General features: G+C 42.8%; 10 protein-coding genes. 2 read left to right on the top strand and 8 right to left on the bottom strand.

Features of this window, described 5'->3' with window-relative positions; translation table 11 throughout:
- Positions 1–109 precede the first annotated feature (109 nt).
- Entirely contained in the window at positions 110–1186 is a 1077-nt protein-coding gene (locus tag ACFOHL_RS06985) for a methyl-accepting chemotaxis protein (protein ID WP_376919499.1), read from the bottom strand.
- Positions 1187–1521: 335 nt separating this feature from the next.
- Here ACFOHL_RS06985 and ACFOHL_RS06980 point away from each other — a divergent pair, with 335 nt between their 5' ends.
- Entirely contained in the window at positions 1522–2760 is a 1239-nt protein-coding gene (locus ACFOHL_RS06980) for a DUF418 domain-containing protein (protein ID WP_376919498.1), read from the top strand.
- On the opposite strand, the gene ACFOHL_RS06975 is transcribed toward ACFOHL_RS06980, so the two are convergent.
- From ACFOHL_RS06975 to ACFOHL_RS06965, 3 genes are read right to left on the bottom strand one after another with little or no spacing between them, the layout of a single operon-like run.
- A complete protein-coding gene (locus tag ACFOHL_RS06975) occupies positions 2752–3447 on the bottom strand; it encodes a LytR/AlgR family response regulator transcription factor (RefSeq protein WP_376919497.1) in 696 nt (231 codons plus the stop codon). The two genes, ACFOHL_RS06980 and ACFOHL_RS06975, sit on opposite strands and share 9 nt — an antisense overlap.
- Before the next feature lie 30 nt (positions 3448–3477).
- The gene (locus tag ACFOHL_RS06970) at positions 3478–4629 is read right to left on the bottom strand and encodes a sensor histidine kinase (RefSeq protein WP_376919496.1); all 1152 of its coding nucleotides are present in this window, start codon (positions 4627–4629) and stop codon (positions 3478–3480) included.
- Positions 4630–4689: 60 nt separating this feature from the next.
- Positions 4690–6294: a serine hydrolase domain-containing protein gene (locus ACFOHL_RS06965; RefSeq protein ID WP_376919495.1), complete on the bottom strand. Its 1605-nt coding sequence runs from the start codon at positions 6292–6294 to the stop codon at positions 4690–4692.
- Between the two features lie 306 nt (positions 6295–6600).
- Between ACFOHL_RS06965 and ACFOHL_RS06960 the strand changes: the two genes are divergently transcribed.
- A complete protein-coding gene (locus ACFOHL_RS06960; RefSeq protein WP_376919494.1) occupies positions 6601–8517 on the top strand; it encodes a methyl-accepting chemotaxis protein in 1917 nt (638 codons plus the stop codon).
- 1 nt (position 8518) lies between these two features.
- Here the strand turns inward: ACFOHL_RS06960 and ACFOHL_RS06955 are convergent, their stop codons facing one another.
- From ACFOHL_RS06955 to ACFOHL_RS06940, 4 genes are all read right to left on the bottom strand, one after another.
- Positions 8519–9304, bottom strand: a complete 786-nt coding sequence (locus ACFOHL_RS06955; protein WP_376919493.1) for a hypothetical protein — start codon at positions 9302–9304, stop codon at positions 8519–8521.
- 138 nt (positions 9305–9442) lie between these two features.
- A complete protein-coding gene (locus ACFOHL_RS06950; protein ID WP_376919492.1) occupies positions 9443–10024 on the bottom strand; it encodes a hypothetical protein in 582 nt (193 codons plus the stop codon).
- Between the two features lie 5 nt (positions 10025–10029).
- Entirely contained in the window at positions 10030–14523 is a 4494-nt protein-coding gene (locus ACFOHL_RS06945) for an ExeM/NucH family extracellular endonuclease (protein ID WP_376919491.1), read from the bottom strand.
- A 161-nt stretch (positions 14524–14684) separates the two neighbouring features.
- The coding region (locus ACFOHL_RS06940; RefSeq protein ID WP_376919490.1) for a hypothetical protein at positions 14685–14868 on the bottom strand (184 nt) is incomplete at its 5' end.

Genomic DNA, 14868 nt, shown 5'->3' with positions numbered 1-14868 from the left:
AAGCAGCGATTTACTCGGAGCCATAGCTTATTTTGTGTGCATGACACAAACGTTACTTTTTAATGAAGCTTCTTTGACAGGGAGGTCGCCCTACGTCGTTTCAACAAGCTCAATGGAGCTGGTCGAGTAAACGCATCAGATTTTGGCTCGCATTTTCCATTTTTTTCAGATGACTTAAACACTGGTCTTCGTTTCCAATCGATAAAGCACGCAGTGCCTCTTTTCCTTCTTTGTGCAAATCTTCATGCGGCTTTGCCAATGACACAAAGGTCGAATCTCTACCGTATTTACTCTGCCCTTCTTGCGCATACCACTGCCCAAATCGCGAGCTACTATGATCCACTAAGGCATCTGCTGATACCGTGCCCACGTGCTGCACACCTTCATACACTTTTCCTTTCCACGCGAGGACATCTAGTTTGATAGTTTGTACAAAAGTAGACAAGGATGAACCCGTGATACTGTTCATCATTTGCTGACATTGCGTAGTGATTTGTTGATAATTTTCGTCTAACGACACAATGCCAGAGGACAATTGTTCATTGTTGTTCTTAATTTCATCTACCGAACCGGTGGCGTTTCGCGTAGACGAAATAATATTTGTCACAAGTTCAGCCACTTCGCTGGCGGATTTATTTGTCTCTGTCGCTAAGGTTCTGACTTCGTCAGCTACTACACTGAAACCGCGCCCTGCGTCGCCTGCCCTAGCTGCTTCAATTGCCGCATTCAGAGCCAAGAGATTGGTTTGGTCACTGATACTTGTGATAGTAGTAACAAAGGCATTGATGGAGTCTGCGGTATCGCTCAAACCAAGAATACCTTCTGCCATATGACCCATTTTGCTGCCCATAGAATTCATTGACGAAGTAATCTCTCTCAGCGACTGAGTAGAACTAGTAAACATCTCATTGATCGAGTCTATACGTTCGCCTTCTCCTGCAGTCGCGTTGTACTGTGCCAACAGGTTTTCATGAACATTCTCAATTTGGCGAATCGAATCGAGCATGCAAGCGGTCACATCCCCTTGAAATCCCGATTTTGATACCGATAGTTCCTCTACTTGAAGGTTGAGTTCTTCATTTTCAGATTGCAGCTGTCGATTTAAATCCTCAAGCTCCGCCACTTTCTTGTTTAATTTTTCATTTTCGGCTTCTACTTCGCGCAATGAACTCGCAAGTGCAAACATAAAAGGTTCCTTTGTTGTCTAGAAGCTATTGATCTTTGTTCGCTTAAACACTACCAAACAAGAGTTCAACAAGCGTTAATTCAGTATAAAAATGACTTGTCATTTATTGGCACAATGAACAAATCGCCACGATATTCCAAGTTATCGGCAACAAATCTCATTTCCGAACATATTTTCACCTCTTTTGTAATAATTTTTACAATTTCCCCACCCCTTCCACAGTTTACACTGTTCTTTTCTATGCTATTTCGCGCTACAGTTACGCTCACATTGGTTTGTCGATATATCCTGACACACCTGCTGAGGTATATAGTCATATTCGATAAGGACTTTTTATGAGATATACAAGCTTGGACGCATTGAGAGGGTTTGCCTTACTGGGCCTGCCATTCTTAAACATCATCTCTTTTTCGATGCCCTTTGCTACTTATCTAAATCCCTATGCATATCAAGGCGACTCACTACTCAACCATGTGATATTCAGTTTTATTCAGGTAGTTGGTGATCAAAAGTTTTACGGCATTTTTAGCATATTATTTGGTGCTTCAATCATCATGCTTTGTGAAAAAGCCAAGTCTCGGCATCAAGGAGAATTTAGAGCTTACGGAAAACGAATGTTTTGGCTGTTTGTCATTGGCTTGCTTCATTTATTCTTATTATGGGAAGGTGATATCCTCAGCACTTACGCAATAGTTGGCCTGCTCGTTTTTTTGTTCCGCGATTTGTCCATACAAGCCTGTACTTTTATTTGCTTGCTATTAATAGCCTGTAGCACCGTACTTAACTTACAGTTAGATTTAGAACCCATTGACCTTAGTCAGTCAGATTTTGCAGGCTTACGGGCAATGTATTTGCCCACTTCAGAAGACATTGATAATGTGATTCAAGCGATGCGAGGTAGCTACGACTCAGTCATGTCGGCGACAAGCTGGGCATCGTCAGATCAAGACTTTGTTATAGGCGATACATACTTGATCAATATGGGCACGGCTAGCTTATTGAAAATTGCCAGCTTAATGATGCTAGGGATGATTTTGTTCAAAAGTGGTGTACTGCTAGGGCAAAGAGGCCGAGAGCTGTATAAAAAAATGGCGTGTTATGGTATCGCCCTTGGTTACATAAGTACTTTATTGATAGTAGTTTGGCTCTATTCAAATCAATATGATGCCAATTTGTATTTTTCTTATGGCGCTGGCTTACTCAGTTTATCCACTTATATAACAACAGTGGGGTATGTAGGGCTTGTTTGTTGGTTAATAAAATCTGCACGAGCCACACGCTTTATCAATACCATTAAACCCGTTGGTAGGTTAGCACTAACAAACTATTTAAGCCAGTCATTGCTTTGCGCGTTAATATTCTATGGCTATGGTATCGGCGCATTTGGCAGCTTTAATCGCGTCGAGTTATTGTTAACCGCAATCTCTATTGGTATTGCCCAAATCGGCTTTTCTCATTTATGGCTAAACTATTTTGCACAAGGCCCAATAGAATGGTTATGGCGGCGCTTATCTGGCACAAAGCTTCCACAACCAGAAGCTGAGATAGAAGTAGAAAACACGAATTCAAAGTGACCAGATACGCTTAAATTCAGTTGCTTGTCGTTTAGATATGATCACTTCTTTTTGATTGCTCATTTTGACTAACAATGAACTGTTTTCAAGTGCTTCAATACTGTCGATAAAGTTTGTATTGATGATCCACCCGCGACTCGCTCGGAAAAAAACAGCATGATCAAGGCGGGCGTAGATTGAACTGATTGGGCGGCATACAGAAGGCACGCCTTTGGGTAAGTATACGCGTGTGTAGTTGCCCATTGCTTCAAAAGCACAAATATCGTCCACGCTAACAAAAAAGCATTTTTCCCTGTCTTTTATAAAAATACGCTTGTCTGACGTCAGTTTTGGTGAGACATTTTGGGCGCTGACTTTGTTAATAGCGGCCACTAATCTGGATTGCCTCACGGGTTTGAGCAAATAGTCCAATGTATTGTATTCAAAAGACTTTACCGCGTATTCGTTAAATGCAGTGACAAAAATTACTTGCGGCGTTTGACTGCTTTGCTCTAAGACATCAAAGCCTGTGCCGTCAGGCAAATCAATATCCAGTAGTAACAGGTCAATTGCTTTATCTTCGAGCATTAACAACGCATCTGCCACACAACTGGCTTCAGCGACCAGCTCAAGATTGTCAATATGCGACAATTGTTCTCGCAATTCGAGCCGCGCCAAGCGACTATCATCTACTATTCCTACTCGCACATCCTCTCCTGAGGCAAAGTGTCTAGCCCACTAGTCATTTTCACGTTTGAACTCCAGAGGTAAGCGAATGGTGACAGTGGCAATGTTGCCGGAAATATCAAGGTGCAAACTGGTTACAGCTTGAGTGTTATTGCTGGTGCGACTTTCAGCTGATTTTGCATAGAGCAATGCTAGGCGTTTACGCATGTTTTTTAAGCCAATGCCTCCTTTTTTCTCACCCAAACGAGAGTCGATGTTGTTCAAAAGCGTATTTTGTAAAGCCCCTTGTTGACCCTCACCTTCCAATTCTTGACGTGTATTCACAGGGTTAACAAAACTAATGTAAAGCTCATCGTTTAAAGGATAAACTTCCATATGAATCAACCCGCCTTCCCTAATTTTAGCCACACCATGTTTAATCGCATTTTCTACACACAGTTGAAACAACATATTCGGTATTAGTGCCTGTTCGACGCCGTCGTGAATATTTGCGCTAAAGTGTAAACGCTCTTCAAATTGAATTTTACACAAGCTCAGATACTCATTGATCATTTGATATTCTTGTTGCACTGTCACTTTAGTATTTTGATGTTGTTCGAGGCTATAACGCAGCATATCAGAAAGCTGCGCTAGGGCTTCTCGCGCGCGCGCTGGATCTTCCAAGATGAGTGCGCGAATATTATTCAACATATTGAACAAAAAATGAGGATTGAGCTGTTGAACAAGCACTTCAAGCTGGCTTGAGGAAAGCGCCGCTTTGACTTCATATACCTGACGCGCTTTCACCACACTAAGATAGATGGCACTCCATGCAAATAGAGCAAGCAACATGTTTAAACCATTTCCCCCAAAAATAGTGAAAAACAATATAAAACGGCTGCCCTCTGCAGGCACATAATTAATCAGCGATAAAAATGTTAAAGCTAATATCGTAAGAACTAGCGCCCCTGCCCCCAAGAATGCTCCAATGAACGCTTGCGAAACAAAATACAGAACTTGTTTCGCAAAAGGCGAGGCAGAAAATCTTTGTTTGTAAAGTAAACGAATAAAACAAGAATAAGCGGCAGTAGTCACAACTAACATAAATGCCATCAATACTTCGTACTCACCCAGACCACGACTAAAGTGAATACTCAGGCTAATACTAGCGAAAACAATACTCCAACCAAACAGCTGATAAAGGTAAAAATATCTAGATTTCATCTGAATTTTGAAACTCTATACTTGGGTCTGTTGACCTATGAATATCCAAGAAAAACAGAGCTATGAAGCTTGGAACAACAACTCACGGCCTTCTTTGTCTACTGTTGACGCCTGATTGTTTAACAGTACCACACCTTTTGAGCCATCCAAATAAAACCCGACAAACGAGCTAAAACCTCCCGTCATGCCATTGTGCCAAGCAAAAGGTTTTCCTTGAGGATCTTCCTCAATCAACCACCCTAAAGCCTGCCCACAACAAGCCGAAAAAGTGAGATATTTGGCAAACAACGTCTTTGCCAAACTTGAAGACGACGCACTGATAGCCATCATTTGTCTTACATATTTAGCCATATCGTCCAAGTTAGCGACAATTGCGCCAGCACCAGACATCGCGCCAAATTGCCACGCTTCCACCTTTTGTCCTGTCGCCGAGTGCCCTTGTGCAAGAGATTCATGCATATCTGCTTTAGATACTGCGACATAGGATGCGCTCATGTCCATTGCTTGAAAAATTTCCTTTTGCACTAACTCCGAATAAGAAGTCTTATTGTGCAAAGCTAACGCTTCTGCCAAGCAAGCCATACCATAGTTGGAGTATTTGTAATCATTGCCACTAAGGCTGATCGAAGCTAAATCTTCTTTCAAGTGTTCGACCGTAAAATTGACAAATGGATTGGTAGGATGTGCCACTGAAGCGAGTATCGCTGGGTTGCGAGCTAAACCACTGGTATGAGTGGCAAGAGATTGTAAACTGATAGCTGGAGATGCTGGAAAGAAAACTTCCAGCTTGGTATCTAAGGACAACTTACCCGATTCTACTTGTTTTGCCAGAAGATAAGCACTAAAAGTTTTGGTCACTGAACCAATTTCATATAGCGTGTCTTTTGTATGCGTCCCCAAATAGCGCGACTGAATATCATTTGCTGTTACGATTGCGACACTTCCTCCTTTTTCACCAAACTCTGGCAGCTTAAACATATTCTTTGCTGTTTCAGCTGTGACTTTCTGCAAACTGAAAGGTAGGGCTATGCCTTGAGTAAAGGTGCCTTGGTAGCTATTGCCTTTAAAATTTCCTGTAAAACTGGCACTAAGCAATGTAGAAGTAAAAGTGAGCAATTTAGCGTCAACTGACACGCTACTTACTGGTATGCCATAACTATTCTGAGCTGGGCTATCCAAAGCCGCAACAAAACCATCTTTTACCACCGCGACATGTAACACCAACGGTAGTGTGGTATTGGCATTTATTTTTAGCTCGCCAGCATACTTACCTTCATATTGCATCCATTCAAGATCGGCTTTACTGAGTTTGTTCAAAAGCAAAGGCCTGTCTTTACCCTGAGAGAATACACCCTCAAGTTTATCCCCACTGATATTCCCTGAAAATTTTGCCTTTATCGGGGTATCCTCAAACTTAATTTGTGTGTCGCTTACTTCAAACGAAGTAGGCACATGTGCACGCATATTTTGAAACACACTATCAATATTTAGGTGCTTGCCGTTGTCAGACACATTTAAGCCAATGGCTAAACCTTTGCCGTCTTCAAACTCCAACTTACCGCGCCATACACCGTCTACCTCAGCGCTAGCGATTGCTTTTGTCTGTGCTAAAAGCAATGAAAAAATGAACAAATTTATCCAATACAGTTTTTTAGTTAAGCGCATATTTAGTCTCTCCTTCGTCAATGAGGTATCTAAATTATTGAGAGTTAAGATTACTTAAAATTACTGCACGCATAATAAAAATATGATGAACGGTGAACATAGCTGATAAACGGAGCAAACCAACGAATGGATTCTAAAATCCACCGTCTCAATATCATAAGAATTATGCAGGAAAACTTTTTTTCGCCGATAACTGAGATAACTGAATAACACCGTGCGACGGTGATTTACCCTTGACCATTGCATTCGAGAGATTTCACCGTCCTCGCGCATAAATTGTTTTGTCTTCAATGAGATTTCACAGAGATGTTGACACTTTCTATCAAACATAAAATCGTCTTAACACTAACTTTGTTGGTGACCATTACTGCAATTTCTATCGGAACACTTAGCATTTACACAGCAAGAACCACGATATCAGAGCGCATGTTAACTACCGAATTACCAAACACCGTTAAGAAAGTCGCCGCGGATATTGACGCTCAAATCGGCCAAATGCAGACAATCGCCTCTCAAATAGCCAATGACCCGTTCATACACGATTGGGTAAGCAAGGATAAAGCCGAAAATGACGACGCATTGTTGATCGATAAACTCACCGATATCGCCCTTAGGCATGATTTATCCTCGGTATCATTTGCGGATAAGCAAACGAATAAGTATTGGAATCAAGATGGTTTTAAACGTGTATTGCAACCGGGTAAAGCTGACAATTGGTATTTTTCTTACGTAAAAAGTAAGGCCGAAAATATGGTGAGTATGCATACTTCATCAAATTCGGGAAAAACAAACTTGTTTGTCAATTTTCAACAAACTGATGGCAGGGGCTTATCGGGTACTGCACGCTCGTTTGATGATGTCGTTGAGATGATAAAAAATTACCAACTTGAAGATACAGGCTTTGTGTACTTGTTGGACAATAAAGGCTTTATTCAACTTCACAATGATCCTGCATTGAAAAACGCCGTGACTCTTAGTGAACACTACGGACAAAACCTAGATGCTCGCCTGTTGAAAAAACAAGCCTTTAGCGTAACTGAGCTTGTTCACAAAGGAAAAAGTGTTTTGGTAGCCACCGGTTACATACCGAATATGGATTGGTATTTGGTTGCCGAAATACCTAAAGAAGAACTATTTGCTTCAATAAACAAGGCAATATGGAAAATCGTCATTTGGTCATTAGTTATTGTGTTGATGGGGATTATTTTTACTAATTTTATGTCCCGTTCAGTGTCTAAACCAATAGACGAACTCGCCGCACTGTTTCAACGCTTGGGCGACGGTGACTCTGACTTGTCATACAGGTTGTCGACCAATGGGCAAAAAGAAGTGGCGATGGTTGCCAAAGGCTACAACAAATTTGTAGAAAAGCTGGAAAACGTATTTAATGAAGTCGCCGAAAATGGGATCAATTTGCGACAGGTTTCGAGTAAGTTAAAGCTCGATGCTGAATCAACAATGAAAGATGTCGAGCTCGGAACAGAAAGTACGATCAAAGTAGCTGAGCAGCTAGAGCGAGTCAGTACCGGAGCAACAGCAGTAGTTGCCAACGCCGACAAAGCAAATGACATCAGTCAAAACATTTCTACCAATGGCAAAAAGATCGCAGACGTCATTCAGCACTCTCAAGTAGAAATTAACCAACTTGCCAATAAGATAAATGATGTGGCTTCGGTGATAGCGTCACTGACCAGCAACACTGAGACAATTGCAGGTACTTTAGCAACCATTCAGGCCATATCTGACCAAACCAATTTACTGGCGTTAAACGCCGCTATTGAAGCCGCCAGAGCAGGTGATCAAGGCAGAGGCTTTGCCGTGGTAGCAGACGAGGTAAGAACCCTTGCCCACCGCACTGCCAATTCAACCAAAGAAATTCAAGCCATTATGGACGAACTCACCCAGTCCTCAGAAAATGCGACAAGCGAAATCAATTCGATTATAGTGCAATCCAAATCTTCGTCCTCATCCATTGCCACTGCACAAGAAATTTTGGCAGAAAACAGAGCGCTGTTTGAACAAATCGGCACACGCTGTGGACAAGTGTCTGATGTTGTCAGTACGCAATCCAGTTCCATTGACTCTATTCACTGCCATATGGAAGAAATTAGGGGTACCGCCTCACGAAATGTCGATAGCGCCCACCAAATCGCCGATCAAATAGGTAATCTTGAACAATTAGCGAGTCACTTAGAAAACTTAATGAGCCACTATCGGAAATGAGTTATTTGTATGTGTTACAGCGCTTTATCCAACCGGCTAGCCACTTCTCTTCGGTGGCTTGTTGTGGCGAGTTTTCTACTCGCTTCGTTAGCACCCTTTTGCAAGATTCACTGAACGCTTGATTCAGGTCTTTAGACTTTGCATCCATACCCAGCAACACCTGTAACAAGCCCCAACCTTGTCCTTGGTATCGTTCTTTTGCAGATACGCCTTCGCCCTTAAAGTTGACGTAATCTATCAAAGCGTACATGCCTAATTCTGTCTCTGCCAACGATAAAAAGCGGCGTTTGACGACTTGCTGAGAGGCGGGATTTTTCAAAGTACTTAAAATCAAAGGTAAAGATTGCTGCATGCGTTTGTGTATAAATTTGACTTGGTAGGGAAAGCTGGTACGTAAAAGTTGACGTAAATCCTTCATTTCTTGCGAGTCTTGCGCTTGTAAAAATAGGTCTTTGCTTCCCCATGGCGCATCTTTGGTTTTTAATAACCACATCGGTAAAGCGACGCCTTGCGCATGCAAATACTCAACTAAAGCAGGGAAGGTCTCCGTAAAGGGGCTTTGTAAACCTTCGGGAAACCAAATAAAGTGACCCAATCCCAAGCTAGCAAAAGATTCCCCCGCGTTCCAAGCAATCAAGTATTTTTCGTTTCCACCGGTCTCATTTTTATAAATTTTATCGCCAATTCGCTGTAGGTGTTCCTCAGTCAATTCAAGATTTTCTGCATACGAAACCGCACCAACAATACAACACAAAAAACATAAATATTTACATACTCTAAATAACATGTGTCCTTGATACCCCAATCATTCGAACAACTTCTCATTACTTAGCAGGACATGCTAGCTCAAATCGTACAAGAAATAAAAAAGGGCTACTTATTTCGGCAAGTAGCCCTTAATTTTTATATTTCAGTTGGGAAAGAACTAAGCTTTTTTGCGTGAAGCTCGCATAGAAAGTGCTAATAGCCCTAAACTAAGTAAACTCAAGCTCATAGGTGCGGATACTTGCACTGATGAGCCAAATGAACCGTCAACCAGCTCTTCACCAAAGAAAGCATCAACCAATACGAGATTCTCTAATGCAAAGTCTGCAATGCCGTCAGACAGCGCAGTGAATTCAAAGCTAAGTAAATCCACTACACCGGATGTAGGCAACAAAGGTGCGGTAAAATCAAGATTAAACACTTCAACCAACAAAGCGTCTACAAAGCTAAAGTCGTCAACCACCAAGTCATAGTCATTAAAACCGTTGAAGTCATCATCGATACTTGCATAAGGATCCGCTAAAGCCGCACCAGCAAAAGAGACCAAACTAGGGTCGAACACTAGATCTAGACCAAATTCGTAAATTTCATCCAAACGTGTGCTGCTATCAAAGTCAAAGGCGACATCGAGCGTAATGGTGTCACCCACATTCACGCCCGATGCATTTGAGGTAAAGACCAAGCCCGCTGATGAGCTAAAGCTCATCAGGGTGATTAAACTAGCAATTAATAGATTTCTCATTTGTTTTACTCCGCACAACGAGTTTTAGTACATAGGGTCTGGAGGGTTCTAGCATCTTCTCTGCTCACCACACCATCACCGTTAAAATCATATTCTGGGCGTACTGCCGAAGGATCTCTAATCAGGCGAACAAAGATAGCAAGATCTCTTCTGTCTATATCACCATCACCGTCAAAGTCCCCAAGCAATGCTTCTGTCTCTAGCTGCAGTGTTAGCACCACTGGATCGTGATCAGAGGCTCGGTAGGTATTGGTATTAATAAACTCAAGCGGTTTATCAATATCTGCCCGACCAAATCGACGTGTATCATTGTAGTCAAGCTCAGAAGGCTCATCTGCATTGATATGCCATTCAGTGACATCCACCACATCTTCTTTAGCCAAATCGTTAACAAGGGCATAGTCGAGTGAACCTGCCAAGCCACTAAACTCATAACTGTAAGCAAATGGCCCTTCAATCTCTCTGGCTATGTCTGTGTATCCTGCAGCTGCTAAAGCTAAAATTGGATCTTCTTTAGCATAAGCATTCAAATCACCCACAATCACTGTTGGTTCATCTGCATATTCACTTGCCAACCAAGCGGCTACCGCTATCGCCGCGCGTTCACGTGTGCGATTGCAATTTCCTTGGCCGTTAGTGCTGTCATCCCCTGCTCCGCACGACGAACCTTTTGATTTAAAGTGATTTACGTTTACAACGATGCTTCTGCCATTTTCAGTCAAGGCAAAACGCTGCGCCACTGAGGGACGATTTCTCGTCGTTCTGAACAGAGGCCCTTCATCGTCACTAATAGAATTAGTTTCCGTCAGTACTTTTGCTGGCTCAGTAGCTTGGACTTTTGCTGGTTTATATAAGATGGCAACCGTAATTTCGTCAGTTCCAACTGGCGCACCAAGGTCTACAAAATCGTAGGTTCCCTCTCCAAGTACCGAATTCAAGGCCTCTACTAGTTGAGCAATTGCACTGGTACTAGCAAAACCATCATTTTCGATTTCCATTAAGCCAACAATATCTGCATCTATCGCCACAAGCGCATTCACAATTTTTGCTAATTGGCGCTCATACTCAGCAAAATTGTCAGCACCACGCGAAGTAGGAAATGCATTCCCTAAGCCATCACCATTAAACAGATTGAGCACATTAAAACTGGCAATTTTTAGGTTGCCTTCAACAATCTCTGGGAAAGGAGTTCTTGGGTTAACATCATTAATTTGAATCGAATTTACAGGACGCAAACGATAGCTACCGAACGCTTCATCAAGTACCGCGGCAAACCCAAATACCTTAGTGCCAACTCGAAGCGTATTGTCTGGCAACAAACCACCTACGGGGAACTCCAATACCTCAGGTGTGCCATTCGCACTATCATCTAAGATAATCTGATTGCGCTCATTTTCTTCAAACAAGGCGTTAGCCTCTTCACTACCTGCGATGAATAGATGAGTAGGGCTGTACAAACGACCATTTGACACAATCACTTCGCCAAACTGTACAAGGCTATCATTGTCAGAAATTGTTAGCTCATCACTAAACTCGACCAACATGTTCTCATAGGCTTCAGGCGCATCGACAGAAGCAAACGGTAAACTAATGGTCGTCGCTAATTGTGACATGACGTTAATCGATTGCGCGCAATCTAAATAAGTCTCGCTTGCTTCTAAGCTGGTTCGGCCTGAGGTCTCCTTAACAGTCCCGATCACTCGTACAAGATCACCCATAACTGGAAGTAATGTATCGACAGAGTATTCGATGAATAAGCCTTCGGATGTCAGTGGGTTGCCGTCTTCGTCTGCGAGTTTTTCTTCTTGTACATAAAACCCGCCTAGTGCTGGGAAAACACCTGTCACTGCAGCTTCAACGACTTTGGTTTGTCCGCCCATTAATGTTGCAGAAGCAGAGCCTTGGATCGAGCTGATAAAGGTCGCTTCTGCGCCACACATGCCTAGTTCAAGATCGCCACCACCTTGGTCACCGCCACCATCTGAACCACCACCAGCGGAAAGGCCATCAGGTCCTGAGCCAGGCGTGCCAAAATCTCCGTCACCGTAAACACTAACGTTTTCTTCAAACCAGTTAGAACCGAGGTTGTTATCCAAAGCAGCGCTAATTAAGGTCATCGACGCACCATTGGGGTCCGGGAAACTCGCGCCATTGTCGTATTCCACGATATCTAACAAGTCTCCATTTGGAGATTCAATGATTAGCTCATCAGTACCATTGCCCATTGATATACCAGAATATTCGTAAACAGCTTCAACACCGCCGTTAATAGCTGGATCGCTCATTCTTGCGAAAACAGCATAGGTACCCCCCGCAACAAAAACCAAGTCATTAATAACATGACTGTCGTTGTCAGCATCTTTTATCACATAACCTAAGAGATTAATCACTGTCGGCGTTGTATTTAGTATTTCAAAGTACTCACCGTTGCCATCTGACACGCTGCGTGGATTTTGCATGATTTCAGTGATCACTAGCGTAACAGGGGGGAGTTCAGCACTACCAGGCGTACCAAAATCACCATCACTGAAAATGTTATTGGTGTCTTCTGCCCATTTATTACCAACATTGTTGTCACCTGAAAAATCAACTAGCACCATAGAGGCGCCATTAGGATCAGGAAAATTAGGGCCACCATCATACGCGATTTCGTCAACGACATTCCCATCAGGATCGACGACAACTAATTCATCGGCACCGTTAGATAGAGCCATTTGAGAGCCATAAGCATAATCTATGCTTACTCCGCCATTTGCACTGGTATCGGCGTTTCTACCCAAGATAACAAAGTGACCAGGTGCGACAACCAAGTCTTCATCGATGATAAAGCTGTCGCTATCAAAATCTTCAATAGTCCAGCCATTCAAGTTGATTGCTTCTACCGAGTTATTATAAAGCTCGAACCATTCGCCATTTGCGTCACTGACATTCCGAGGGTTTTGCAAAATTTCGGTAATAATGATCTTGCTTTCTGCAGGTGATACGAGGTTGCTTCCACCGCCATTGTCACCGCCACCGTTGTCACCGTCTCCGCCGCCGTCGTTGCCATCACTACAAGCGTCAGTCGCATAAAAATATTGCGCCCACTCTGGGAAATCTATGAAAGGGTTGCGATTTCCTTGTAAAGCGTAAATCTTGTCATGGCGTATGCGTTCAGCTTCATCTACAGGATCAGCTTGATGCCATTCCCACAGGCGGCACAAGCGCCCAAGCTCAGTGGTGCCAGTAGACGTTAAACCATCTACTAAGACTAGGTCAGGCGTGATATCTTCGCCAAGACCATCGTAGCGCATGTCCATATAGAACATCATCCTAGCTACGTCACCTTTTATCTCGTCACGAGGTTCAAACGAGTCACCATCCACACGATTGCCCGGTGCTTCAACGTAAGGCTCATCACTGGCATCAAAATCTAAATTACCACGACGATTGTTAACGCTAACATCGGTTGCTCTCAAATGATGAATATCAGTAAAAGCTTCCGCTGGAATTGTGACTTCCTGACCATTTACCAGTCTGACACCGGTTAAATCTCTAAAGCCATGACTTTGTGGCCAACTGTGCTCTCTATTCCAATCCGTGGTATCACCACCGTTTAGATTTTTCGCACGTGATTGTCCGGTGTACCACAAAATGACGTTGTTTGTATCTGTTGGATCTTCATCGGTAATGGTTAAAGCAGTCCATACCTGACGATAAGTCAAAAATACCTGTTCTGTAGAAATAGCTTCATTTAACAACGGACGTAAAAACATCTCATCAGTAATACCCATATCTATTTCAGTTAACACCGCTGCATAGTAAGCAGAAGCGTCAAAAGTATCTGGGTCTTTGACTAGGGTCACAGGATCACAGTTTTCACATGTGCTACCTGTAGGCGGTTCGGGGTCGGGATCTGGATCCGGTATAGTGCCGTCAGCGAAGCTGCCAACTGGAAATGGCGAGGCGGCGGTAGTGTTAGATGACTCGCCATCTAAGGCATTTCTGCCACTAAACTGCCAATTTGACAATAGAAAACTGCTGCCATCTGGCCCCGTGCCTTGATTGCGGTATGCCCAACCATCAAGGTATTCCCAAGCTTGGTTGGTGCCATCAGTGTTTACATCTCCGAACACATCCACAACTACACCGTTGCAATACAACTCAATGGCGTCGTCACCGTTGACTGACATTGCGCCACTCGTATAGCTTGGAGCAAAGCCCATGTACGCGCTAAAATTAGACGATTCGGAGGCTACATAGATATATGAGCCGGCATTAACACTGCCTGCCGGAAAATCAAATTCTGGACTAGTAGTTGTGCCACCACCATTGTTAGCAGAACTGATACCGCAAACACTTAAGTCTGCAATGTCTTGACTAACAAATAATTCGACCGCTTTGGGTGTACCACCTGATAGAGGGCCATCAATGACCCCCGTGATGATGATCTCTTGTGCGTAAGCACTATGCATTGCTGCTGAAGCGGACAGCAACAACGATAGTTGTTTTAGGTTCATAAGGTATTCCGTCATTATTGTTTTTATACTCATTATCTACATCAAAAAAGTAAGCACTTTTTACAATGCAGATAAGGTATATAGCATGTCGCATAACAACGCAGTTTGGAAGAGAAACATGACAAATTAATTACAAATAAATGATTGTTTAACTGCCGCTTTTAGTATTTTTGTTGACCAAATAGGCCAATATTTTCACACGTAATTTGTAAGGCATTGTTAGTTAAAGGATTATGACTGGAAAACTTTGTAATATTTGAATGCGGATTATAAAACTGACATCCCGCACCCATTTTAAGAATAAATTTGTTGATAGTGGTAGCCCAAGCAGTTGACGATAGTATG

The organism is Agaribacter flavus (genome assembly GCF_042646125.1).
Lineage (GTDB): Bacteria > Pseudomonadota > Gammaproteobacteria > Enterobacterales > Alteromonadaceae > Glaciecola > Glaciecola flavus.
The sequence above is the reverse complement of the archived record's forward strand: the minus strand, read 5'-3'. Positions and strand labels throughout refer to the sequence as shown.